Origin of the sequence: Rhodococcus sp. ACS1 (assembly GCF_002300155.1) — a bacterium.
Lineage (GTDB): Bacteria > Actinomycetota > Actinomycetes > Mycobacteriales > Mycobacteriaceae > Rhodococcus_F > Rhodococcus_F koreensis.
Map to the genome: position 1 here is coordinate 93,172 of NZ_NSDZ01000005.1, position 21,234 is coordinate 114,405.

The 21,234-nt window shown below is 68.8% G+C and carries 24 protein-coding genes; 12 read left to right on the plus strand and 12 right to left on the minus strand.

Annotation, left to right across the window (positions count from 1 at the left end; translation table 11 throughout):
- The first annotated feature begins 6 nt into the window (after positions 1–6).
- Positions 7–921 carry a DUF5926 family protein gene (locus CJ179_RS21200; protein WP_095862810.1) on the plus strand — a complete coding sequence of 305 codons (915 nt, stop codon included), beginning with the start codon at positions 7–9 and terminating at the stop codon, positions 919–921.
- A 66-nt stretch (positions 922–987) separates the two neighbouring features.
- Here the strand turns inward: CJ179_RS21200 and CJ179_RS21205 are convergent, their stop codons facing one another.
- On the minus strand, positions 988–1,533 hold the full coding sequence (locus tag CJ179_RS21205; protein ID WP_095863571.1) for a ferritin: 546 nt from the start codon (positions 1,531–1,533) through the stop codon (positions 988–990).
- Between the two features lie 224 nt (positions 1,534–1,757).
- Here CJ179_RS21205 and CJ179_RS21210 point away from each other — a divergent pair, with 224 nt between their 5' ends.
- Positions 1,758–2,948 (plus strand): lipase family protein, encoded by a 1,191-nt coding sequence (locus tag CJ179_RS21210; RefSeq protein WP_095862811.1) that lies wholly within the window; start codon positions 1,758–1,760, stop codon positions 2,946–2,948.
- A gap of 9 nt (positions 2,949–2,957) precedes the next feature.
- On the opposite strand, the gene CJ179_RS21215 is transcribed toward CJ179_RS21210, so the two are convergent.
- The 4 genes from CJ179_RS21215 to CJ179_RS21230 form a co-directional block, all read right to left on the minus strand.
- A complete protein-coding gene (locus CJ179_RS21215; protein WP_257015816.1) occupies positions 2,958–3,452 on the minus strand; it encodes a ferritin in 495 nt (164 codons plus the stop codon).
- An 80-nt stretch (positions 3,453–3,532) separates the two neighbouring features.
- Entirely contained in the window at positions 3,533–4,738 is a 1,206-nt protein-coding gene (locus CJ179_RS21220; protein ID WP_257015684.1) for an LCP family protein, read from the minus strand.
- A gap of 246 nt (positions 4,739–4,984) precedes the next feature.
- The gene (locus CJ179_RS21225; RefSeq protein ID WP_072938656.1) at positions 4,985–5,803 is read right to left on the minus strand and encodes a CPBP family intramembrane glutamic endopeptidase; all 819 of its coding nucleotides are present in this window, start codon (positions 5,801–5,803) and stop codon (positions 4,985–4,987) included.
- A gap of 37 nt (positions 5,804–5,840) precedes the next feature.
- Positions 5,841–6,605, minus strand: coding sequence for a DUF2470 domain-containing protein (locus CJ179_RS21230; RefSeq protein ID WP_007298301.1), 765 nt, complete (start codon positions 6,603–6,605; stop codon positions 5,841–5,843).
- Between the two features lie 114 nt (positions 6,606–6,719).
- On the opposite strand from CJ179_RS21230, the gene CJ179_RS21235 reads away from it, so the two are divergent.
- From CJ179_RS21235 to CJ179_RS21250, 4 genes are read left to right on the plus strand one after another with little or no spacing between them, the layout of a single operon-like run.
- Complete coding sequence (locus CJ179_RS21235) at positions 6,720–7,412, plus strand: hypothetical protein (protein ID WP_095862812.1); 693 nt, start codon at positions 6,720–6,722, stop codon at positions 7,410–7,412.
- Between the two features lie 55 nt (positions 7,413–7,467).
- Positions 7,468–8,385 (plus strand): prephenate dehydratase, encoded by a 918-nt coding sequence (pheA, locus tag CJ179_RS21240; protein WP_072938652.1) that lies wholly within the window; start codon positions 7,468–7,470, stop codon positions 8,383–8,385.
- Positions 8,382–9,053 carry a histidine phosphatase family protein gene (locus CJ179_RS21245; protein WP_072938650.1) on the plus strand — a complete coding sequence of 224 codons (672 nt, stop codon included), beginning with the start codon at positions 8,382–8,384 and terminating at the stop codon, positions 9,051–9,053. Before pheA ends, CJ179_RS21245 begins: the two co-directional genes overlap by 4 nt.
- A gap of 55 nt (positions 9,054–9,108) precedes the next feature.
- Complete coding sequence (locus CJ179_RS21250) at positions 9,109–10,512, plus strand: lipase maturation factor family protein (RefSeq protein WP_095862813.1); 1,404 nt, start codon at positions 9,109–9,111, stop codon at positions 10,510–10,512.
- Between the two features lies 1 nt (position 10,513).
- On the opposite strand, the gene CJ179_RS21255 is transcribed toward CJ179_RS21250, so the two are convergent.
- The 5 genes from CJ179_RS21255 to CJ179_RS21275 all read right to left on the minus strand — a co-directional run bounded on the left by CJ179_RS21255 (position 10,514) and on the right by CJ179_RS21275 (position 14,450).
- Entirely contained in the window at positions 10,514–11,308 is a 795-nt protein-coding gene (locus CJ179_RS21255) for an ESX secretion-associated protein EspG (RefSeq protein WP_095862814.1), read from the minus strand.
- Positions 11,305–12,501 (minus strand): PPE family protein, encoded by a 1,197-nt coding sequence (locus CJ179_RS21260; protein ID WP_095862815.1) that lies wholly within the window; start codon positions 12,499–12,501, stop codon positions 11,305–11,307. The genes CJ179_RS21255 and CJ179_RS21260 overlap by 4 nt, the downstream gene beginning before the upstream one ends.
- A gap of 34 nt (positions 12,502–12,535) precedes the next feature.
- Complete coding sequence (locus CJ179_RS21265; protein ID WP_072938642.1) at positions 12,536–12,841, minus strand: PE family protein; 306 nt, start codon at positions 12,839–12,841, stop codon at positions 12,536–12,538.
- A gap of 150 nt (positions 12,842–12,991) precedes the next feature.
- On the minus strand, positions 12,992–13,342 hold the full coding sequence (locus tag CJ179_RS21270; protein ID WP_072938640.1) for a metallopeptidase family protein: 351 nt from the start codon (positions 13,340–13,342) through the stop codon (positions 12,992–12,994).
- Position 13,343: 1 nt separating this feature from the next.
- Positions 13,344–14,450, minus strand: a complete 1,107-nt coding sequence (locus tag CJ179_RS21275; protein ID WP_095862816.1) for a septum formation family protein — start codon at positions 14,448–14,450, stop codon at positions 13,344–13,346.
- An 81-nt stretch (positions 14,451–14,531) separates the two neighbouring features.
- Here CJ179_RS21275 and CJ179_RS21280 point away from each other — a divergent pair, with 81 nt between their 5' ends.
- The 4 genes from CJ179_RS21280 (at position 14,532) to bfr (ending at position 17,094) form a co-directional block, all read left to right on the plus strand.
- Positions 14,532–14,951 carry an ankyrin repeat domain-containing protein gene (locus tag CJ179_RS21280; RefSeq protein WP_095862817.1) on the plus strand — a complete coding sequence of 140 codons (420 nt, stop codon included), beginning with the start codon at positions 14,532–14,534 and terminating at the stop codon, positions 14,949–14,951.
- Between the two features lie 33 nt (positions 14,952–14,984).
- Entirely contained in the window at positions 14,985–16,241 is a 1,257-nt protein-coding gene (gene serS, locus CJ179_RS21285; protein WP_095862818.1) for a serine--tRNA ligase, read from the plus strand.
- A 94-nt stretch (positions 16,242–16,335) separates the two neighbouring features.
- Complete coding sequence (locus tag CJ179_RS21290) at positions 16,336–16,518, plus strand: bacterioferritin-associated ferredoxin (protein WP_012691106.1); 183 nt, start codon at positions 16,336–16,338, stop codon at positions 16,516–16,518.
- A 90-nt stretch (positions 16,519–16,608) separates the two neighbouring features.
- Positions 16,609–17,094: a bacterioferritin gene (gene bfr, locus CJ179_RS21295; RefSeq protein WP_072938629.1), complete on the plus strand. Its 486-nt coding sequence runs from the start codon at positions 16,609–16,611 to the stop codon at positions 17,092–17,094.
- A 52-nt stretch (positions 17,095–17,146) separates the two neighbouring features.
- On the opposite strand, the gene CJ179_RS21300 is transcribed toward bfr, so the two are convergent.
- Together CJ179_RS21300 and CJ179_RS21305 are read right to left on the minus strand one after the other, a co-directional pair.
- On the minus strand, positions 17,147–18,694 hold the full coding sequence (locus CJ179_RS21300; protein ID WP_095862819.1) for a Rieske 2Fe-2S domain-containing protein: 1,548 nt from the start codon (positions 18,692–18,694) through the stop codon (positions 17,147–17,149).
- Between the two features lie 99 nt (positions 18,695–18,793).
- A complete protein-coding gene (locus CJ179_RS21305; protein ID WP_095862820.1) occupies positions 18,794–19,621 on the minus strand; it encodes a hypothetical protein in 828 nt (275 codons plus the stop codon).
- Positions 19,622–19,710: 89 nt separating this feature from the next.
- Between CJ179_RS21305 and CJ179_RS21310 the strand changes: the two genes are divergently transcribed.
- Positions 19,711–20,466, plus strand: coding sequence for a 1-acyl-sn-glycerol-3-phosphate acyltransferase (locus CJ179_RS21310; protein ID WP_072938622.1), 756 nt, complete (start codon positions 19,711–19,713; stop codon positions 20,464–20,466).
- Positions 20,467–20,477: 11 nt separating this feature from the next.
- On the plus strand, positions 20,478–21,209 hold the full coding sequence (locus CJ179_RS21315; RefSeq protein ID WP_095862821.1) for a 1-acyl-sn-glycerol-3-phosphate acyltransferase: 732 nt from the start codon (positions 20,478–20,480) through the stop codon (positions 21,207–21,209).
- Positions 21,210–21,234 lie beyond the last annotated feature (25 nt).

The window sequence follows — 21,234 nt, forward strand, 5'->3', positions numbered from 1 at the left end:
GGCGTCGTGGCAAAGAAGAGCAAGAGAAACAGTGGTCCGAAGCCGGGTAGCGCCCGCGCCGAGAAGCTCGCCCAGCGGCAGGCGGAACGGGAGAGCGCCGCGGCGGCCGTGACCCGGCCGTTCGAAGGCCTCGCCGCCGAATGCGATCTGGTGGCGCTGCGCGAGTTCGTCCCGTCGGCGACCGCCCCGCTTCCGGTCAAGGATTCGTCCCGTCCGGTGACGCTCGCGACCGTGCTGCCCGGTGCCGTCGCGGCGCTGGTCCGCGACGAGGGGGACAGCGCCACCGGGTTCGTCGGTGTGCAGGTCCAGGCGCACTCCGCCGACCTCGGCGCCGACCTGGCCGCGTCCGTCGCCTGGGTCCGTGATGCCGCCGCGGGCGAATCGCTGGCCTCCGCCAACCCGGGATCCGAGACCCCGGCACTGGCCGACGTGATCGACGCGGACGCACCGCTCGACATCACCGTGCACCAGGATTTCAACTGGTGGATTCCCGAAGGCGTGGAGCCGGCACCCGAGGTCGCGACGACCGTGCAGCACGCGAATGCGGCGATCATGCCGTCCGCGCGCGTCGAGGCCGAGGGTGTCGTCGCGGCGTGGTGGGTCGACGCGGGCGAGAAGGCGCACATCCGCTGGGTGCGCCCGGAGAACGAGGACGATCTGATGCTGGCCCTGGCACGCGTGCACGCGACCGGCGGCCTGCACCTGGGTGAGGGTTCGCGCTACGCCGGGTCGTTCCGGACGCACGGACTGCTGGTCCCGGTGTTCGACGTGGACCGCGAAAAGCACGCGAACGAGTGGGCCGCCGCCACCGTCGAACTCGGTCAGCGACTCGCCGAGGCGCTCGCCGTCGACGCGCCGCTGACCACCGAGGAACGACGCGCCCGCGACGGACTGCGCGGCCGCCAGGTGACGTTGCGATAGGCCCTCCGGGCCCGTGCGCCTTTCTGGTAGCCACCACAACCAGAAAGGCGCACGGGCGCGAAGCGCCTAGATGGAACCGCCGGCCGCGTGCGGTGCGCCGGACGTGTCTGCGGGGCCGCTCATCTCGCGTGCGACGAACTCCTCGAGGTCGAACAGGTTGCTGCCCGCGCGGTCTGCGATGGTCAGCAGCGTCGTCATGCTCGCGACCTCCTCGACCTGCTCCTTGAGGAACCACTGCATGAACTGCTCGCCGAGGTAGTCACCCTCCTCGCGGGCGGTGCTCGCCAGCTGCACGATCTGCTCGGTGACCGTCTTCTCCTGAGTCAGAGCGAGTGCGATCGGCTCGCGTGCGTTCTCGAACTGGCCCTTCGCCGCGTCGACACCCGACAGTTCCACCGTAATGTCGCGGTCGAGGAAGTACTGGACGATCATCATGGCGTGGTTGCGCTCTTCGACGGCCTGCTTGTAGAAGTGCTTGGCCAGCTGCGGCAGGTCCGAGTTGTCGAAATAGACGGCAGTCGCGATGTACTGGTGTGACGCGTTGAATTCGTTGCGAATCTGGTCGTGAAGCAGAGCGTGGAATTTCGTCTTGTGCGCGTCAGTGGAAGTCATGAAATGGATAATATCGCTGGTCAGGGCACGTGTCATCCAAGTTCGACCTAATTTTGGCAAGCGTTCCCAAACTAAAGTCAACCTAATTTCGGAACCATTCTGATGTCATTTTCCTAACGTGAACTGGCGACGAACGGTTGGGCGGGAACGGGGCAATCCGCGTCGCCGGGCCCCGGCCTCTGTATAAGATTCACACCGTTCCGACGGTGCGGAGGCGCAGGCACATGTTGAGACGACCCGGTGCGTGGATAGCGTTCATTCTCGGTGCCCTTTTCCTGGGCGCGACGATTCCGGCTCCCGTGCAGGCCGACCCGTTGTATCCCTGGCCGGACCCCGACCCCTTCTATTCGGCCCCCGCCGACCTCGGGGTCCTGAATCCCGGCGACGTCGTGCGGACGCGGCGGATCGACACCTGGATGTACGCGAACTCCGACGGGTGGCAGATCGCGTTCCGGTCGACGAACTCTGCGGGACATCCGATCCTGGCCGTCACCACCGTGCTGCTTCCCCGCGGTGTCGCGAACCCTCCGCTCGTGTCGTATCAGGCGATCGTGAATTCGCTCGGAACCAAATGTGCCCCGTCGCACTCGCTGTTCAATCTGGAACTGCAGGAGTCGCCGGGCCTGTATCTGGGGCTGCAGCGCGGCTGGGCGGTGTCGGTGCCCGATCATCTCGGCCCGACCGGCGCGTACGGTGCCGCGAAGCTCGGGGGAATGATCACCCTCGACAGCGTCCGGGCGGTCCAGCGGGTGGCCGAACTGGGGTTGACGCACAGCCCGGTGGCGCTGGCCGGATATTCCGGCGGCGGTATGGCCAGTGCCTGGGCCGCGGCGCTGGCGCCGACTTATGCGCCCGAACTGAAACTCGACGCGGTGGTGGCGGGTGGGATTCCCGCGGACCTCGAGCAGATGGCCCTGGGTCTGGGGTTCAATCCGCATCCGGGGTTCGGGCTCGCGTTCGCCGCCGCGATCGGTTTGGAACGTGAATACCCGGAGCAGCTGCCGATCTCGTCGCAGCTGAACGCGACCGGGCTGTGGCTGCGCGAGTGGATGTCGAACGAATGCCGCCGGTTCCTGCTGTTCCACGGCGCCTTCCGCAGCGCCGGACAGCTGGCCGCGTCCACCAGCCTCATGGCGAGTTCGGGTGCGCACCAGGTGTTGCGCGAGAACAGTCTGCGGTACTACGAGGGTGTCCCGACCGCGCCCCTCTACCTGTGGCACGGCACCCTCGACGGGCTGACGCCGTTCGATTCGATCGCGGAGACCGCGCACCGCTACTGCGCGGCCGGCGCCAGACTGACGTTCGTCCCGTACGAGATTTCCGAGCACATGACGACGGCAGTGGTGGGATTTCCGGACGCGTACGAATACGTGGCCGCGCGATTCCGCGGCGAACCGGCGCCCACCCGCTGCTGACCCGTCAGGTCAGACGCCGCCGCCCGCGCGCTTCGGCGCACCCGGCCGGACCGGCGAGTTGCCGCTCATCTCGCGGGCGATGAAATCCTCGATGTCGAACAGGTTGTCGCCGGCGCGCTCGACGATCGTCAGGAGCGTGTGCATGCTTGCGACCTCCTCGACCTGTTCCTCGAGGAACCACTGGATGAACCGCTCGCCGAGGTAGTCGCCGGTGTCGCGGGCCGTGCGGGCGAGTTTGGTGATCTGCTCGGTGACGGCACGTTCCCGTTCCACCGCCAGTGCGACGGGGGCGCGCACCGAATCGAAATCGGTGACCACGTCGTCGATGCCGGGGACGGTCACCTGGAGGTTGTTGTCGATCAGGTACTGGACCATCATCAGCGCATGGCCGCGCTCCTCGGCGGCCTGCGAATAGAACCGGTGAGCCAGTTGCGGGAGATCGTGCGAGTCGAAATAGACGGCCACCGCGATGTACTGCTGGGATGCGGTGAACTCGTTGCGGATCTGCTACTGCAGGAGGGCATGGAACTCGCTGGGTGCCTTCGGCTCCGGGTGCGTCATGGGTGTCAGTTTACGGCCGCGCGTCACGGTCCGGTGGTGACCAGTTCGGCTGGGACCTGACGGTCGTTGGCCAGCGCGTCGAAGAACTGCGATGCCCGGTCGTGATCCCAGAGCAGCACGTTCCCGGAGCCGTCGACGTCCTCGAAACCGCCCACGGGGACGGTGGTGGTGACCATGTCGCCGCGAACCGCCCAGGCGAGTGCGGCCAGGTTCCAGATGTGGTCGCTCTCGTCGACGCGCAACGATGCGGCGGTGTCGGTGACGAGCGGCCAGACGCGGAACGGGTTGAGCCACGTCGCCGGACTGGTGGCCTTCGACATCAACGCCGCCATGAACATCCGCTGATGGTTCATCCGGTCGATGTCGGCGAGCGCGGTCGCGCGGCTGCGGACGAAACCGAGCGCCTGCGCCCCCGACAGTTCCTGGCAGCCGGGTGCGAGGTTGATCCCCGCGAGCGGGTCGTCGATGGCGGTGTCCAGGCACATGTCGACGCCGCCGATCGCGTCGACGATGCCGGCGAATCCGCCGAATCCGATCTCCGCGTAGTGGTCGATGTGCAGACCGGACGCCTCCTCGACCGTCTGGGTCAGCAGTTGCGGACCACCGAACGCGAACGACGCGTTGATCTTGTCCTCGCCGTAGCCGGGGATCGACACGTACGAGTCGCGCGGGATGCTCACCATCGTCGCCGGGCCGCCGCCGCTGGGGACGTGCACCACGATGATGGTGTCGGTGCGGTCCGGACCGCTGTTGCCGCCGGTCGACAGTTGCTGTTCCTGCTCGGGGGTCAGCCCGGTGCGGCTGTCCGAACCGACCAGCAGCCAGTTCGTGCCGGGGGTGTCGCCGATCCGGCCGGGGTAGTCGGCCAGCGCGTCGATCCGGTTCAGCGAACTGTCGAGGTAATAGGTCATGCCCGCGAGCGCCAGGACCAGCACCAGGAACAGGATGCCGATGCGACGCCCCCAGTGCCGTGGCCGCCTGCGCCTGCGCTGTTGCGGCGGCTCCGGGGCCCGCGACGGTGCGGGCGGCGGAGGTGGTGGCGTGCGCGGGGGACGCCGGTCGGGCACCTGCGGTGGCGGTGGTGCGTCGCGGTACGGCTGCGGCGTCTGGGTGGGTGCGTAGCCGCGCGGACCCTGCGGCGGGGCCGAGCGGGACAGTTGCGGTTCCGGGGCCTGCGACCAGGCCTGCTGGGGCGGCGGCGGGGCGCCCCGGCCGTCGCGGCGGATCACCTGGGTGCCCTCCTGCGGCGGCGGACCCTGACGCGGCGCGGGGTGTCGCGGGCGAGGCGCAGGAGGCCCCTGTTGCGGCGGCACCCGCCGGGTCTGCGGAGGAACCCGCTGGTCGGGAGGCGGGATTCGGCGGTTCGGGGGTGGCGGCACCTGCTGCCCGCCCGGCGTCCGCCGAGGCGGACGGGGCGGCAACGGAGGATAGGGGGCGTCGCCGGTCACCCGCACGACTTTACTGGTCCGGCCGGATTACGGAATCCAGCCGACGTGCCCGCGCAGCGCGGCGTAGCCGACGAAAGCGACCGAATCGATGGTGGCGTGAGCGATCACGAGAGGCCACAACCGTCCGGTCTTCTGCCAGTACCGGCCGAACACCAGACCCATCGCGACGTTGCCCAGCCCGCCGCCGAAGCCCTGGTAGAGGTGGTACGTCCCCCGCAGCAGCGCCGACGCGAGCAGCGAAGAATTCTCGCTCCACCCGAGTTGCCGCAGCCGGGTGATCAGATACGCGACGACGAGCACTTCCTCCGCGCCGGAATTCGCGATCGCCCACAGGATCAGCGCGGGCAGACGCCACCAGTGGTCCCCGATCGTGCTGGGGACGACGGTGAGGTTGGCGCCGATCGCGCGGGCCAGCAGGTAGAAGCCGAGCCCGGGCAGACCGATCAGTGCGGCGAGCCCGACACCGTGCGTCGCGTCGGGGCGCCAGCGGAATCGGCCGAGCCCGACGTCGCGTGGGCCGGCACCGCTCCGCCACAGGAGATACAGCCCCAGGGCGCCCCACGCGAGGAGTTTCACGACGCCGAGCAGTTGCCGGGCGACGTCGATGATCTGGTTCTCGGCGCGGGCGACGTTGAGCGCGACGGCCTGGTCGGCCAGGTTGCCGGGTGTGAGCAGCGATTCGGTCAGCGACAGCAGTCCCGACAGCCCGCTCGTCCCGAACGTGACGAGCAGGACGATCGTGATCTCGATCCACAGGGCCCGGCGCTCGGTGCCGGCGGCCACCGGGGCGGCCGGTTCGGGTGAGGCCGGCTGTAGCCAGGAGGTGAGCGTTGCGCGCGAGATCACGCCGCACACGCTAGCGTGCGGCGAACCGGAGGGCCGGTCAGCCGCGCGCGCGGAGTCCGTTCACGAACGGGCATCCCACCAGCAGCCGGATCGCCCTGCTCAGGGCGACGGCGTCGTCGACCGGCGCGGAGAACGGCATCCAGATGTCGCGATCGCCGTGGTCGTTCTCGACGCGCAGTCGCAGTCCGTACCGGTCGATGCCCAGGGGGCGGACGCGTCCGCGCCGCATGTGGGGCGGAAGTTTGCGCGACAGCATGTCGATGAGGTCGCGGTGGTCTTCGTCGAGGTGCTGGAGCCAGGCGGTCTCCATCTCCCAGAACGGGTCGGGCCGGGCGGCGAGCAGATCGTCCAGGGCGACGGGTTCGGCGCCACTCGAATCGGCGACCACCGCCGATTCGAGACGCAGTTGCAGCAGCGTCGCATCGTGTCCGACGTCGAGAAGTCCGGGGTGCGGGTATTCGGAGGCCACTTCGTCGGCGAGGGTGCGGGTGTGTGCCTCGCACAGCGCGTGCAGGTTGCCGCGCAGCCAGACGAGCGACCGCACGGGCTCGCGCAGCGCGAGCGGTGAGTTGTCGGTCAGTTCGAGCACGGCCGGGATTCCGCCGCCGCCGGCGAGCCAGGACAGCGTGGCGGCCGCCGACTCGGTGGGCACCGCGACGACGACGTCGCCGCTGGACCGCAGGTGGTGGACCGACGTGACGGTCGGTGCGCTGCCTTCGACGGCGAGTACCGCGTCCTGGGTCCGTGCGCACGAGCTGCGCACACGCTCGGCGGTGGACGGACCGGTGGTCGTGACGGGCATGGAGCCTCCTTCAGGGTTCCGCGATACTGAGGTAACCCTAACCTAATGTGACGGAACCGGCGAGGGCAAGACCCGAAAAGATTCCGGGCCACGAGGCGGGCATACGGTGGGACGGTGGCCATACCTCTCTCCCTCGGTGTTCCGCGCTCCCGCGGACCGCAGTCGTTGCTCGCGGATCTGCTCAGCGGGACCCGGGACACGAGCCCGGCCGCCGGTGGCGCATTCGGACCGCGGGTGGTCGCGGCGTCCGCGCTGCTCGACGCCGTCGGCACCGACGCGGGCCGTGTGATCGTGGGGCTCGACGTCGACCCGGCCGTTCTCCGCACCAGCGAGCAGGCCTCCTACGAGGCGGTCCGGTTCCACCTCGACTGCCCGGCGGGCCAGCTCGGCGACGCGGTCGCGCTGCGGCTGCCGTCCCCGCTCGCGGTGTTCGTCGTCGCGGACGGCAGCGACGACGCCGGCCTGGCCGAGACGGCGCAGCACCTCGCGGACGCAGGCCGCATCCCGGGACTCGCGAGCGGGCACTCCATCGGCGAGGTCGCCGACTTCCTCGCCGTCCTCGCGCACGCCGACGTCGGATACGTGGCGCGGGCCCGTGACACCGCCGAGGTGCTCGCGCTGCTGTCGGGGACGGTCGCGTCCCTCCGCGGCGACGACGTGCGGGCGGCGCTCGCGACCCCGGATCCCACGAGACTCGCCTCGCTGATCCCCGAGGCCGCGGAGGCCGTCCGCGAGGTCCTGCTCGGGGTCGAGGTCGACGACCCGGTGCTCGTCGCCGGTGAGCTGGCGGACGCGGGTCTGCGGTAAAACATTCACCGTCAATGCGCCGGACCGTCAACGCTCGGTGCGTAATCTCGTAGTCGTGCCAAAGATCGCGTATTTCGGACCGTCGGGAACCTTCACGGAGATGGCGCTCGCCCAGCTCGAGGCCGAGGGTGCCTTCGACGGGCCCGTGGAGCGGGTGGCCGCGACGAGTCCGCCCGCCACCCTGGCCATGGTGCGTGACGGCGTCGTCGACGGCGCCGTCGTTCCCATCGAGAGCTCCGTCGAGGGCGCCGTGGTGCCCACCCTCGACTCGCTCGCGCTGGGTGACCGCCTGCAGATCGTGGCCGAGACCGAACTCGACGTGGCGTTCACGATCCTCGGCGGGGCGGGCGTCGAGCGGCTCGACCAGGTGCGCACCGTGCGGGCGTACCCGGTGGCGGCCGGTCAGGTGCGAATCTGGCTGGAGGAGAACTGCCCCGGCGCCCAACTCCAGACGGCGTCCTCCAACGCCGGCGCCGCCGAGGACGTGGCGAACGGCCTCGCCGACGCCGCCGTGTCCACCGCCCTCGCCGGCGAACGGCTCGGGCTCCGCAGCCTCGCCGACGGGGTCGCCGACGAGAAGAGCGCCCGCACCCGATTCGTTCTGGTCACCGCGCCCACCCGGGTGCCCGCCCGCACCGGCGGCGACCGCACCTCCGCCGTCCTCGAACCCCACAACACCCCCGGCTCCCTCGTCGGTGTGCTCTCCGAGTTCGCGACGCGCGGAATCGATCTCATCCGCATCGAATCACGCCCGGTGCGCACCACCCCCGGCCTGTACCGCTTCTTCGTCGACTGCATCGGGCACATCGAGGACCCGCTCGTCGCCGAGGCGTTCCGTGCGCTGCACCGGAAGTCGCACGTGCGGTTCCTCGGGTCCTGGCCCGCCGCCAACCCGAGCGGCCCGCCCCCGCCGTCCGACGGAGACGCGGCGGACTGGATCGAACGAATCCGTCAGGGAGAGAGGGAATCGTGAGCGGCAGGCTGATCCTGGTCCGGCACGGGCAGACCGAGGCGAACGTCGAGCGCAGGCTCGACACGAGGCTGCCCGGCGCCCGGCTGACACCCGAAGGACTCTCCCAGGCGGAGCGGCTCGGAAACGACCTCGCCGCACGCGCGACGACGGCCGCACTCGTGTCCTCGCAGGCACTGCGCGCCCGGCAGACGGCGCGGTTCGTGGAACTGGCGTCGGGCATCGCCGTCCAGGTGCGGGAAGGACTGCACGAGGCGCAGGCCGGTGAACTCGAGGACCGCAGCGACGAGGAGTCGCACAAGCTGTTCATGAAGACGTTCCACCTGTGGCACACCGGCGAACTGGACGCCCGAGTTCCCGGCGGGGAATCCGCCAACGACATCCTCGACCGGTACGTCCCGGTCGTGGACTCCCTGCGTGAGCAGTACCTCGACGATCCGGCGGCCTCGGGCGACGTCGTGCTGGTCAGCCACGGCGCCGCCATCCGGCTCGTGGCAGCACAACTGGCCGGGGTGCCGGGGCTGTTCGCCGCCAATAATCACCTGGCCAACACCCAGACGGTGGAGTTGACCCCGCTCGCGGGCGGCAGCTGGGAGTGCGTGCGCTGGGGAACCGTGGAGCCGCCGTTCGAGCACCGGGTGATCCCCGGCGCCGACGATCCGATGGGGTGACGTCGTTGCGCGCACCCTGCGGTTGCGCGACGATGGAGGAAACCGTCCTCGAGGAGTGACGGCGTTGGATTGGTTCGTTGGCGAAAACTATTCGCTCGGTCGGCTGCTCGTCACCGAGGGGCTCGCCGCGATCTACCTCGTCGCCTTCCTGGCCGCGAGAAACCAGTTCAGGCCGCTCGTCGGCAGCACCGGGATGCTGCCCATCCCGAAGTTTCTCCGTGCCGTCCCGTTCACGCGTTCGCCGAGTATCTTCCACCTGCACTACTCCGACCGGTTCTTCGAGGGGATCTGCTGGACCGGCGCCGGACTGTCCCTCGCCGCGCTGCTCGGTCTGACGCAGGTCGTCCCGCTCGCCGTGTGCATGCTCGTGTGGTTCGCCCTGTGGGTGCTGTACCTCTCGATCGTCAACGTCTCCCAGCTCTGGTACAGCTTCGGCTGGGAGTCGCTGCTGCTCGAGGCAGGTTTCCTGGCGATCTTCCTGGGCAACGCGTCGGTCGGGCCGCCGATCCTGGTGCTGCTGATGCTGAGATGGTTGCTGTTCCGGCTCGAATTCGGGGCCGGGCTGATCAAGATGCGCGGCGACCGATGCTGGAAGAACCTCACCTGCCTGTACTACCACCACGAAACCCAGCCCATGCCCGGACCGTTCAGCTGGTACTTCCACCGGCTACCGAAGCCGCTGCACCGGGTCGAGGTGCTCGGCAACCACTTCGCTCAGCTGGTGGTGCCGTTCGGGCTGTTCGCGCCGCAACCGGTCGCGGCCGTCGCCGCGACGATCATGATCGTCACCCAGCTGTGGCTGGTGGCGAGCGGCAACTTCTCGTGGCTGAACTGGACGACCATCGTGCTCGGTCTGTCCGTCATCCCCGACAACGTGTACGAGACGGTGCTGCCCGTCGACGTCCCGGCGGGCAGCGACTCGGCGCCCGTCCCGTTCGCTGCGCTGGTGATCGCGGTGACCGCGCTCGTCGTCGTGTTGAGCTACTGGCCCATTCGCAATCTGATCTCCCACGGCCAGCGCATGAATGCGTCGTTCAACAAATGGCACTTCGTCAACACGTACGGCGCGTTCGGCAGCATCACCCGGGTGCGGTACGAGGTGATCGTGGAGGGCACGTCCGACGCTCATCGCGGCCTGCATTCCGAGTGGAAGGAGTACGGCTTCAAGGGGAAACCGGGTGACGTCAACCGGCGGCCGCGCCAATTCGCGCCGTATCACCTGCGGCTCGACTGGTTGCTCTGGTTCACGGCGATCTCGCCCGGCTACGCCGAACCGTGGTTCCGGGGGTTCGTCGAGCGGCTGCTGCGCAACGACCCGGACACCCTGAAGTTGTTGCAGTACAACCCGTTCCCGGATCAGCCGCCGAAACATGTGCGTGCGCGCATGTACCGGTACGAATTCACCACCTGGAAGGAGCGCCGCGAGACCGGTGCGTGGTGGAAGCGGCAACCCGTGTAGGTCAGCGGAGCCGGTCGGCCAGCGATTCCAGCGCCTGCCGCAGGCGTTGCGGGGTGCCGGGGCTGAGCGACGACCACGCCACGCCGTGCGCGGACACACTGGACGTGCCGACGATGCGCCCGGCCTCCGTGTCGAATACCGTGACGGGCCCGCCGACCGGATCGTATTGCCCGTCGCCGTAGACGATTCCGACGATCTCGGCGTAGGTGGTGCAGCCGGCCATCGCGTTGCCCAGAACCGTCGCGTCGACCGCGGGCACGCCGAGCACGGCGAGCGCGGCCGCGAGCGACTTGCCGTCCCCGCCCTGATCGAACGCCGCGCCGAGTTGGACCGTGGGTGCGTTGACGACGCCGGCGTTCAACGGTTCCACCGCCCCCAGCGCACCGATCACGGGCGCGAAGATGTCGGCGCCCGCATCCTGGACGACGTACGTGTCGCCGGCCCGCAGGGCCAGCACCGACAGTGCCTCGCCCCGGGAGACGCACAGTCGCGAGATGCTGCCGTCGACGTACCAGCGCAGGGCGATCTCCCACAGCGGCCGGGCCAGAACCCGCAGGCGGTCGGCGAGTTCGGGGTGGACCCCACCGCCCGGGAGCAGATCCCGGGCGGCGAGGGCGCCGGCGGCGCCGCGGAACGCGGCGTCCCTGGCGTCGTACGTGTCGTACCGCGGGGTGGCGTCGAGCACCACCGGCAGCACGTCGAGCGCGAGCGTGTCGACGAGATAATCCATTTCGTCGAGGCTCAGGGTCACCGCCGGCAGGGTCGGTACGCCCGGCTGGGTGCCCAGGTCGATCACCGTCCCGACTCCCGGTGGTCGGGGTTCGCGCCGATGACCGAGGGAATGACCGTGCGCCCGTCCGAGAAGTGCTCGAAGTTCTTCAGGTAGTCGGGGGTCTCCCGCTCGTCGTCGTCCTGTGAACCGGCCGCGCCCGCCCCGCGACCGACCGACATCGGTCCGCTACCGGTGCCGCCGCGCGTCGCCGCGGCCGGGTTCACGTCGGCGCGAACGTCTCCGATCACCCCGCCGGGTGTGGCTGCCGGTGCGCCGGGCCGTGCCCCCTGGCCGCCGTCGGTCCTGCCCCAGCCCTCGGGCAGCGTCGCCCCGCCTGCCGCGCCGGCGCCGATGCCACCGACGGAGGTGCGGGCGGCCGCGGCACTGGTCGCCGCGGAACCGCCGCCGTACGAGCCACCGGACAGCACCGGCGCACCGCCCATCATCGGGGCGGCGCCGCCACCGGTGACCGCGGACAACGCCGCGCCGCCGATGTTGCTCGCCGCCGACGTGGCGGTGGAGACGGTGGTGCCCGCGATGCTGCCGACCTGTGACGCGGCCGTGGTGACGGCCGGGTTCTGGCCTGCGGCCATCAGAGCGGCCGCCGCGGCACGTGTCGGATCGAATTCACCGTCGGCCGGGATTTCGTCGAACGTCCCGACCTCCTTCGAATCGGCCTTGGTGACGATCCGCGGGGGCTGCCGGTACGCGCGCTTCAGTGCCAGGATGTTCGACGCGGCCTCGTAACCTTCCATCACGAGCCCCGCGCGGATGTCCATCGCACGGTCCGCGGCCTCCGCGGCCGCGGCGGTGCCGTTGAGCGCACCACCCGTCGTGTACGCGGTGGCCTTCGCGGTCTTCACGGCGACGATCTCGGGAATACTCGGCATGATGAGCGCGGCGGTGGTGTACGCGCCCGCTTCGAGCCCCGCCTTCGCGGCCGTGTCCGCGGCGAGTTCCGCGCATTCGGCCGTCCACACCGTGAACGGCGTGATCTTCGCGAGTGCCGCGACCGCGGACACACCCTGCCAGCCGGCCGCGAGTTCGGCCATCACACGCACCAGTGTGAGGTTGGCGTCGACGAAGCTGGTGGACAGCGCCGTCCACGCCGCGCTCGCCACGCTCAGCGGCACCGGTCCCGCGCCCGCGACGAGGGTGGTCGAGTTGACGGTCGCCCCTCGGGGCAACCAGATGACACCTGTCAGTCCCATGGTCATGTCTGATCTCCTGGTGGTTTCGAGGCGCCGGCCGTCACATGCCCGCAGCGAGGGTCGCGCCGAGCGCGACGTCCTCGGCGACATACAACGCGGCCTGGGTGCGGAGCGTGTTCGCGGTCTCGCGCATCTCGAGAATGCCCTGCGCGACAGCGGGGGTGAACGTGCCCGCGACGGTGTTGAAGTAACCGGCGGCGTGCAGGGAGACCTCTTCGCTCCCGGAGGGGAGCACACGGATGGCCGCGGAGTTGAGAGCGACCGCTGCCTCGAGACGCGCGGCGAGCGCGTCGAGTTCCACGGCGGCGGCGACGAGAGCTTCAGGTGCGACGTGCAGATCCGGCATGTGCGTCGAACTCCTTCTTGACCTAGGCAGGCGGAAGGCAGTTGCCCCCCGGCAAACGAACTGCATGTGCAGCTGTCCCTACACACTTGGACGCTGCACCGCGCTCTTCGGTTCCCCCCGATCCCGAGAAATTCTTCTCGGGAAAACCGTTCATCCCCAGCCGAGCTCGTGCAAGCGATCTTCTTCTATCCCGAAGTAGTGCGCAACCTCGTGTATCACGGTGACGGCGACCTCGTGGACGACTTCCTCCTCCGAACTGCAGATTTCGAGGAGGGCGTCGCGATAGACGGTGATGGTATCGGGCAGCGATCCGCCGTAATGACTGTCCCGCTGCGTCAGGGCGATCCCGTGATACAGGCCCAGAAGATACGGGTCCTCGTCGTTGCGGTCGTCGACCAGCACGACGACGTTGTCGATCGCTGCCGCGAGCTGGGGTGGGATCAGATCGAGTGCGTCGCCCACCAATTCCTCGAATCGGTCGGGCGTCATGCTCACCGCCACATCAGTTCCCGGGGGGTGGGGCCGCGCCGGGGAGCGGCGTCGGCATCGACCTGCCCTCCGGGACCGGCGGCGGAGGCACGGGCGCGGCGCCGTTGATGAGGATCTCGCCCTTCGCCGAACCGGTGATGGTCGAGAAGCCGCCTGCGTCGGTCTCCTTACCCACCGAGCAGTTCACCCGTCTGCTGCCCGCGAGCCAGCTGTCGAGTTCCAGGTTGTCCCAGAACAGTGTGAGCGTCTTGTTCCGCAGCGCGTCTGCGGAACCGAGGTATTCGTTGGCGGCCTGCGTGCACACGCCTTCGAGATACTTGTCCTGATCCTCGACGGACGGCATCGACGACGGGAACTGGGTGGCCAGGTCGACGACGGAGATCACTTCGAAGGCATGGGGTTGCGCGCAGTCGACGGGATCGGTCGGCACGTTCTGGTTGATGCCGATGCAGGTGCCGGGGTCCCAGATGTTGGATTGGTCCTGCTCGGCCACCTTCCCGGTGAACGGCAGCAACGTTCCTGCCGTGCTGGAGAATTGGAGGCCGCACCGCAGGGTGCGTTCGCCCGCGGCCCAACCGGACTCGCTGGGGAACATCAGGCCCACACTGAACTTGCCGTACGGATCGAACTTTGCGCCGAGATAGGAGTCGACGGCGGGCACGCAGTGCTCGTCCCGCAGTGCGGCGAACCGCAACGCACCCGGGTAACGCGAACCGGGACCGAACTCGGCGCCGGGATACACGCTGAGATCCAGCGGCGCCGCCACCTCGAACCGGTGCTCGTCCGCACAGTCGACCTTCGCGACGTCCTTCCGGTCTTCCTGGGGGTCGTTCGACGGCGTCCAGTCGAGGCAGTCGCCCGCCGCCGCCGAAGAGAACGCGTCGCCCTCCGCCGAACCCGTCGCCTGCGGTCCGGCACCCGTCGAGTGCGTGGGGAGATTCTCGCTGCGGTTGAAACCACCGGCGATCGCGACCGTGGCGATCGCGGCCACCACGGCACCTACCGCGACGGCCGCGAGCGCGCGACGCGTCGTGGTCGCGGACATGCTGCGGGGAGCCTTCTCCGGTTGCCCGGCATTCTGCGGCTGGGGGTCGGCGCCGTTCGACTGATCTGAGGACATCGATTTCCATAATGCCCGTTCCGATCGAGGAAGCAGAACAACTCCCGCAATCGGCTCGAACCCGGCGTACCTTCGACAACCATGAGCGACGACTCTCAGCGCTCCGCCGAGCCGGTGGATCCCGAACTGCAGGAGCTCGCCGGGCGCGTGTTCGATACGGCACGATCCGGCGACGACGTGTCCCTCGCCACGTACCTCGACGCTGGCGTCCCGGTGAACCTCGCCAATCAGAACGGCGACACGCTGGTGATGCTGGCCGCCTACCACGGTCACGCCGAGGCCGTTCAGGTTCTGATCGACCGCGGGGCCGACGTCGACCGGCTCAACGACAAGGGGCAGTCTCCGCTGGCAGGGGCGCTGTTCAAGGGCGAGGACGCCGTGGTGCGAGCCCTCGTCGCCGGTGGTGCCGACGCCACGGCGGGCCACCCGACCGCCGTCGACGCCGCCCGGATGTTCGGCCGCGAGGACCTCCTGACCCTGCTGGAACCGAAACCGGAGTGAGCCGCTCCGCGGCGCCCGGTAGGGTTTGAAGCCGTGATTGACCTGAAGTTCCTCCGCGAGAACCCCGACGCCGTCCGCGAGTCGCAGCGCACCCGTGGCGAAGATCCCGCCCTGGTCGACGCGTTGCTCGAGGCCGACGCGTCCCGTCGCGCCGCCGTTCTCGCCGGCGACAACCTGCGTGCCGAGCAGAAGGCGTTCGGCAAGAAGGTCGGTCAAGCGTCCCCGGAGGAGCGTCCGGCGCTGCTCGAGGGATCCAAGGAACTCGCGGCCAAGGTGAAGCAGGCCGAGGCCGAGCAGCACCAGGCGCAGGCCGCGCTCGACGCCGCGCACCGGGCGATCTCCAACGTCGTCCAGGACGGCGCCCCCGCGGGCGGGGAGGACGACTTCGTCACACTCGAGACGGTCGGGGAGATTCCGGCGTTCGACTTCGAACCCAAGGACCACCTCGAGCTGGGTGAGTCGCTGGGGCTGATCGACATGGAGCGCGGCGCGAAGGTCTCGGGCGCCCGCTTCTACTTCCTCACCGGCTTCGGCGCCATGCTGCAGCTGGGAATGCTGCAGCTGGCCGCACAGAAGGCGATGGCCAACGGCTTCCAGATGATGATCCCGCCGGTGCTGGTGCGGCCGGAGATCATGGCGGGTACCGGGTTCCTCGGCGCCCACGCGGACGAGATCTACCACCTCGCCGACGACGACCTCTACCTCGTCGGCACGTCCGAGGTCCCGCTGGCCGGGTACCACTCGGGGGAGATCCTCGACCTCGCCGACGGCCCCAAGCGGTACGCCGGCTGGTCGACGTGCTTCCGCCGCGAGGCAGGCAGCTACGGCAAGGACACCCGCGGCATCATCCGGGTGCACCAGTTCGACAAGGTGGAGATGTTCACCTACTGCAAGCCCGAGGACGCCGACGCCGAGCACCAGCGCCTGCTCGCGTGGGAGCGCGACATGCTCGCCGCCATCGACGTGCCGTACCGCGTGATCGACGTGGCCGGCGGCGACCTGGGGTCGTCGGCAGCCCGCAAGTTCGACTGCGAGGCCTGGGTGCCGACGCAGCAGGCGTACCGCGAGCTCACGTCGACGTCCAACTGCACGACGTTCCAGGCGCGTCGCCTCGGCGTGCGGTACCGCGACGAGAACGGGAAGCCGCAGACGGCCGCAACCCTCAACGGCACCCTCGCCACCACCCGGTGGATCGTCGCCATCCTGGAGAACCACCAGCAGTCCGACGGCACCGTGCGGGTGCCCGAGGCGCTCGTGCCGTTCGTAGGGACGGATGTTTTGAAACCGTGATGCGCCGCCCCGAGATTTTGGGAAGGCTACCCTTGCGCGATCGCGAGAATGATGTAACCCTTACCTAATCCAGTTGGTTGGTGAGGAGCTCCATATGTTCGTGTGCATCTGCAAGGCCGTGACGGAAGACGAAGTGCATGAGCACTGTGCCGCCGGGGCCGACAGCGCGGATGCGATCGGTGAGCGGTGCGGTGCCGGCTGGGGATGTGGAACGTGCGTAGATCGGTTGAAGGAGATTCTGGGCGAGCGGACGGTCGTCGGTAGCACGGCCGCGTGACAAAACTGCAGCACAACTGAATCCCGCGATTCGCCACACCGTGGTATCGCCAGTGGTACGTTCGCCACAACCGGGGCGAACGGAGAAGTCATGCGTGGCGACGACGAGATCATTGCTCTTCTCAACGAACAGTTGACCAGTGAGCTGACCGCGATCAACCAGTACTTCCTGCACTCGAAGATGCAAGCCAATTGGGGATTCACCAAACTTGCGGACAAGACCCGGGCGGAGTCCATCGAGGAGATGACTCACGCCGAGATCCTCACCGACCGGATCCTGTTCCTCGAAGCGCTTCCGAACTATCAGAAGCTGCTGCCGCTGCGCATCGGGCAGGACCTGCGCGAGCAGTTCCACTCCGACCTCTCCATCGAAGTCGAGGTCGTCGAGCGCCTGCGTCCGGGCATCCAGATGTGCCGCGAGAAGGGCGATGCCACGTCGGCGAAACTGCTCGAGGGGATCCTCAAGGAAGAAGAGGATCACATCGACTACCTCGAGACGCAGATCGAGTTGATGGACAAGATGGGCGACCAGCTCTACATGGCCCAGCTCGTCGATCAGCCGCCGACCGTCGGCTGAACGTACCCTTCGACGCCTCAGATGCGCCGAGGGGTACATTCACCCGCCGGGGTCAGAGCTTCGTGGACCGCAGTTCGTGCCCCTTGGACGTCTTGCAGCGCCCCGACTCGAGGTCCCACTGCCAGCCGTGCAGGTTGCAGGTGAGGTTGGTGCCGTCGACGACGCCGAACTTCGACAGGTCGGCCTTCAGGTGCGGGCAGCGCCGCTGGATCTCGTAACCGCCGAGTTCGATCGACGCGGAGTCGTCGTGGGCCTCGGCGAACCAGCCGTCGGCGTACGCGATGCGCTCGTCGGTGAGGCACTTGAAGAACGTGTAGAGGAATTCGTTGTACCCGCCGACGCGCCACGCCTCGAAGCGGGTGGACAGGAAGATGGTGTTCACCCAGTCGGGCTCGTCGTCGCGCAGCACCGTGCGCACCAGTTCGGGGGCGATGCGGAAGCCGTACCGGTACTTGCCGTCCTTCTCGCCGCGCGGGCGGACGGTGCGCGCCGGGAAGTCGAGGACGACGGTCTCGTCGCCCATCACCAGGCCGACGGGGTAGCCGATGCCGTCGCAGATCAGGTCGGACTGCTTCATGATCGGCTCGAACTTCGCCTTCAGCGCCTCGAGCAGCGGCTCACCCTCGGCGGGGGCCCACGTGGCCTTCTCGGCGGCGAGGACCGGTGCCAAGCGCTGCGCCATGCCCTCGATGTATGCGGCCTTATCGGAGAAGATCTTGTCGACCTCGGCGTCCGGGATCGGGTGCGTGAGCGTCAGCTCGGCACCCTTCACGTCCGCGGTGGACCCCGGGATCATCAGGATCCCGCCGTCGTTGCCGTGGATCCGCATCTGCTCGAGGAACGTGATCTGGTCGGGGAAGATGTTGCCCTCGTCACCCCGGTCGTCGTTCAGGTAGCGCAGCGCGTCGTCGAGGAACACGGGCGGTCCGGCGGACGGCACCACCCACGTGGCCGCGACCTGCTCGATGTAGCTGCGACAGCGGTCCATGCCGCGCTGACGCTTCTGCTTGCCGAAGTTGGCCTTCGTCTTGGTCGGAATGTCGTAGACCATCGGGTACCAGATGGCGCCCGAGTACTGCAGCAGATGGATGTCGATCTTGCCGAACTCGTCGTGCAGGACGTCCATGTCGACGGGCCGGGCGTCGTTCATGTTGAAACAGGTGGTCTCGCCGTCGGACACCACGAGACCCGAGTCGCCGATCGGACCGTCGGCGGGCGCGCGCAGCGCGATGATCATGATGTCCAAGTCACCTTTGGGCCCGGTGACCTTGTGCTTGACGGAGTCCTCGGTCTCGAAGAATTTGTGGAAGCCCAGCGCCTCGAGCTCACGCCTGAGGTCCGGCACCGGATAGTCGGGGAGCAGCACGGTCGCGTCCTTGTCGACGTGCTTGGCCAGGTTCTCCGGGTCGAAGTGGTCCTTGTGCAGGTGCGACACGTACAGGTAGTCGCAGTTGCCGAGGGTGTCCCAGTCGAGCTGCGTGTTGTCCGGAAACGGGAACCAGGACCCGAAGTACGCGGGGTTGACCCACGGGTCGCACAGGATCGAGCCTGCCTCGGTCTGGATGTGGAATCCGGCGTGTCCGACGCTGGTGACCTGCACTGGTATGCCTCCTGGGAGCTGAGCGACTGTTCCAGGGTAGGCGTTCCCCCCAGGTGAGTGACAATGCGCGCTCCAGCACACCGTGCCACTCACGTGCGGTCAGGTCACTTCACCCAGGCAATATCCGTCGGGTCCGATGGACAGCGTGACCTGCTTGGTGACGGTCACACCGGACACGTCGGTGACCGGAACGGACACGTCCAGGTAGTCACCGCGGACGGGTGTGGCGGTCATCGCGTCGGCGGCGAACGCGGTGGTCCCGGCCAGGACGTCGGGGTCGAGCCGGAGCGGCGGACGGCCGCCTGCGCCCGTGCCCGCCGGGTCCCACGGGCTCAGGCCCGGGCAGATCAGCGGGTAGGCGGTCTCGGTGTCCGCCCGGTTCACCGGCGCGCCGGACTCCCGCGACAGGAACCGGGTGACGGCGTACTCGGCGTCGGCGGGGGTGTAGAAGTCGACGGTCCCGGCGGGGTGGACGTGCGGACATGCGTAGCCGGACGCGATCTCGCTGCGTTTGACGGACACCGTGGTGCCGCCGCCCGTCCACGACACCGCGAACTGCCCGTCGAGGCCGGGTTGCGCGAGCGCCCCGAGGATCGCGGACGCGTCGGCGTACTGGTCGGCGGCCTGCGCGGGCGGCAGCGTCCAGCATTTCGCGGGGACGGCGGCGGGCCGGGTGAACAGGTCGGTGGCCCAGGCTCTGACCGCGTCCACCGCCGCGGGGTTGCCGGGCACCTCACCGACGACCACCTGCGGCACGGGGGCAGGCGGTGTGGTGGTCGTGGGCTCGGCCGCGGAGGTGGGCGCGGACACGGCGTCGGCCGGGGGCTCCTCCGTCGGGATGCCGGACTGCGAATCGCACGCCGCCCCCGCCCCGAGGATCACCGCGACGACCGGCGCGATGAGCGCCCTCCTGCCCGTGCCACCCATGTCCAGCGCGCCCTTTCTGTCGACTCCCCACCGAATGTCCGTCCCCGACGGCGGGCCAGATCGCGGATACCCGGCTACGCTAGCCGATTGTGGAACCCGTCTACCGAACCGTCATCGGCATCGCCCGCACCGTATTCGCCCTCGAGGGGCTGAAGTTCACGGTGAAGGGTGATCAGCACATTCCGGCGACGGGTGGGGCGGTGATCGCGATCAATCACACCGGCTACATGGACTTCACCTACGCCGGACTTCCGGCCCGCAGGGTGAAGCGGTACGTCCGCTTCATGGCGAAGAAGGAAGTGTTCGACAACAAGATTTCGGGCCCGATCATGCGCGCGCTCAAGCACATTCCGGTCGACCGGGCCGCCGGCTCGGATTCGTACAAGGCGGCCGTCGACTTCCTGCGTCGCGGCGAACTGGTGGGCGTCTATCCGGAGGCCACCATCAGCCGGAGCTTCGAGATCAAGGAATTCAAGTCGGGTGCCGCGCGGATGGCGATCGAGGCGAATGTGCCGATCGTCCCGGTGGTCATCTGGGGCGCACAGCGGGTGTGGACCAAGGGGTTCCCGAAGCGGCTGGGCCGCACGAACACTCCCATCTCGATTGCCGTCGGTGAGCCGATCCAGCCGTTCGAGCCGGCGTCCGAGCTGACCGAGAAGCTGCACACCACCATGACCGCGATGCTCGCGGACCTTCAGCAGGGGTACGACCACCCGGCAGGGGAGTACTGGGTGCCCGCGCGACTCGGTGGCAGTGCGCCGACGCTCGACGAGGCGAACAAGATGGACGCCGCCGACGCCGAGGCGAAGGCGCAGGCCCGCCGGTCCCGGGAGACCGGTAGCTAGAGACGGTGGCGGTGGAGCCGGTCTACGCGGCTGTCGAGTCGACGGCCAGGGCGTTGTCCCTGTTCCAGGGGCTGAGGATGACGCGAGTCGGCCTCGACAACATCCCCGCCGAGGGCGGTGCGGTGCTCGCGGTCAATCACACCGGGTACCTGGACTTCGTCCAGCTGGCACTCGCGGTCGGTGCGGTGGACCGCAAACTGCGGATCATGGCCAAGGCCGAACTCGCGAACAACAAGGTGATGGCGTTCCTGATGCGCGGATGCGGGGTGATCCCGGTCGACCGGACCGCGGGAGCGGGCGCCTACCTCACCGCGGTGGAGCGGCTGCGCGAGGGCGAACTGGTGGGGGTGTACCCGGAGGCGACCATCAGCCGGAGCTTCGAGATCAAGGAACTGAAGTCGGGTGCGGCGCGCATGGCGATCGATGCCGGGGTGCCGATCGTGCCCGTCATCGTGTGGGGTGCTCAGCGGATCGCCACCAAAGGCCGGCCGAGACAACTTGGACGGCACCGCTTCCCGGTGACCGTTGAGGTGGGACGGCCGATCGAGCCGCGCGAACCGGCGGACGCCCTCACCGAGACCCTGCACGCGGAGATGGGCGCGATCCTGCGCCGGGTGCAGGACGGATTCGACCATCCGGCGGGCGCGTACTGGGTGCCCCGACGTCTCGGTGGCAGTGCGCCGACCATCGAGGAAGCCACCGAGCTGGACCGCCGCGAGGCGGAGGAACGCCGGTCCCGCTAACGGCCGCCCGGTGGCGTCGCGGGCC

Excerpts from the sequence above, each read along its gene's own strand:
- CJ179_RS21230 (WP_007298301.1), bottom strand. The coding sequence starts at position 6,605 with ATGCCCGTCACGACCACCGGTCCGTCCACCGCCGAGCGTGTGCGCAGC.
- CJ179_RS21260 (WP_095862815.1), bottom strand. The coding sequence starts at position 12,501 with ATGACCATGGGACTGACAGGTGTCATCTGGTTGCCCCGAGGGGCGACC.
- CJ179_RS21275 (WP_095862816.1), bottom strand. The coding sequence starts at position 14,450 with ATGTCCTCAGATCAGTCGAACGGCGCCGACCCCCAGCCGCAGAATGCC.
- CJ179_RS21280 (WP_095862817.1), top strand. The coding sequence starts at position 14,532 with ATGAGCGACGACTCTCAGCGCTCCGCCGAGCCGGTGGATCCCGAACTG.
- CJ179_RS21305 (WP_095862820.1), bottom strand. The coding sequence starts at position 19,621 with ATGGGTGGCACGGGCAGGAGGGCGCTCATCGCGCCGGTCGTCGCGGTG.
- bfr (WP_072938629.1), top strand. The coding sequence starts at position 16,609 with ATGCGTGGCGACGACGAGATCATTGCTCTTCTCAACGAACAGTTGACC.
- CJ179_RS21265 (WP_072938642.1), bottom strand. The coding sequence starts at position 12,841 with ATGCCGGATCTGCACGTCGCACCTGAAGCTCTCGTCGCCGCCGCCGTG.
- CJ179_RS21290 (WP_012691106.1), top strand. The coding sequence starts at position 16,336 with ATGTTCGTGTGCATCTGCAAGGCCGTGACGGAAGACGAAGTGCATGAG.
- CJ179_RS21205 (WP_095863571.1), bottom strand. The coding sequence starts at position 1,533 with ATGACTTCCACTGACGCGCACAAGACGAAATTCCACGCTCTGCTTCAC.
- CJ179_RS21210 (WP_095862811.1), top strand. The coding sequence starts at position 1,758 with ATGTTGAGACGACCCGGTGCGTGGATAGCGTTCATTCTCGGTGCCCTT.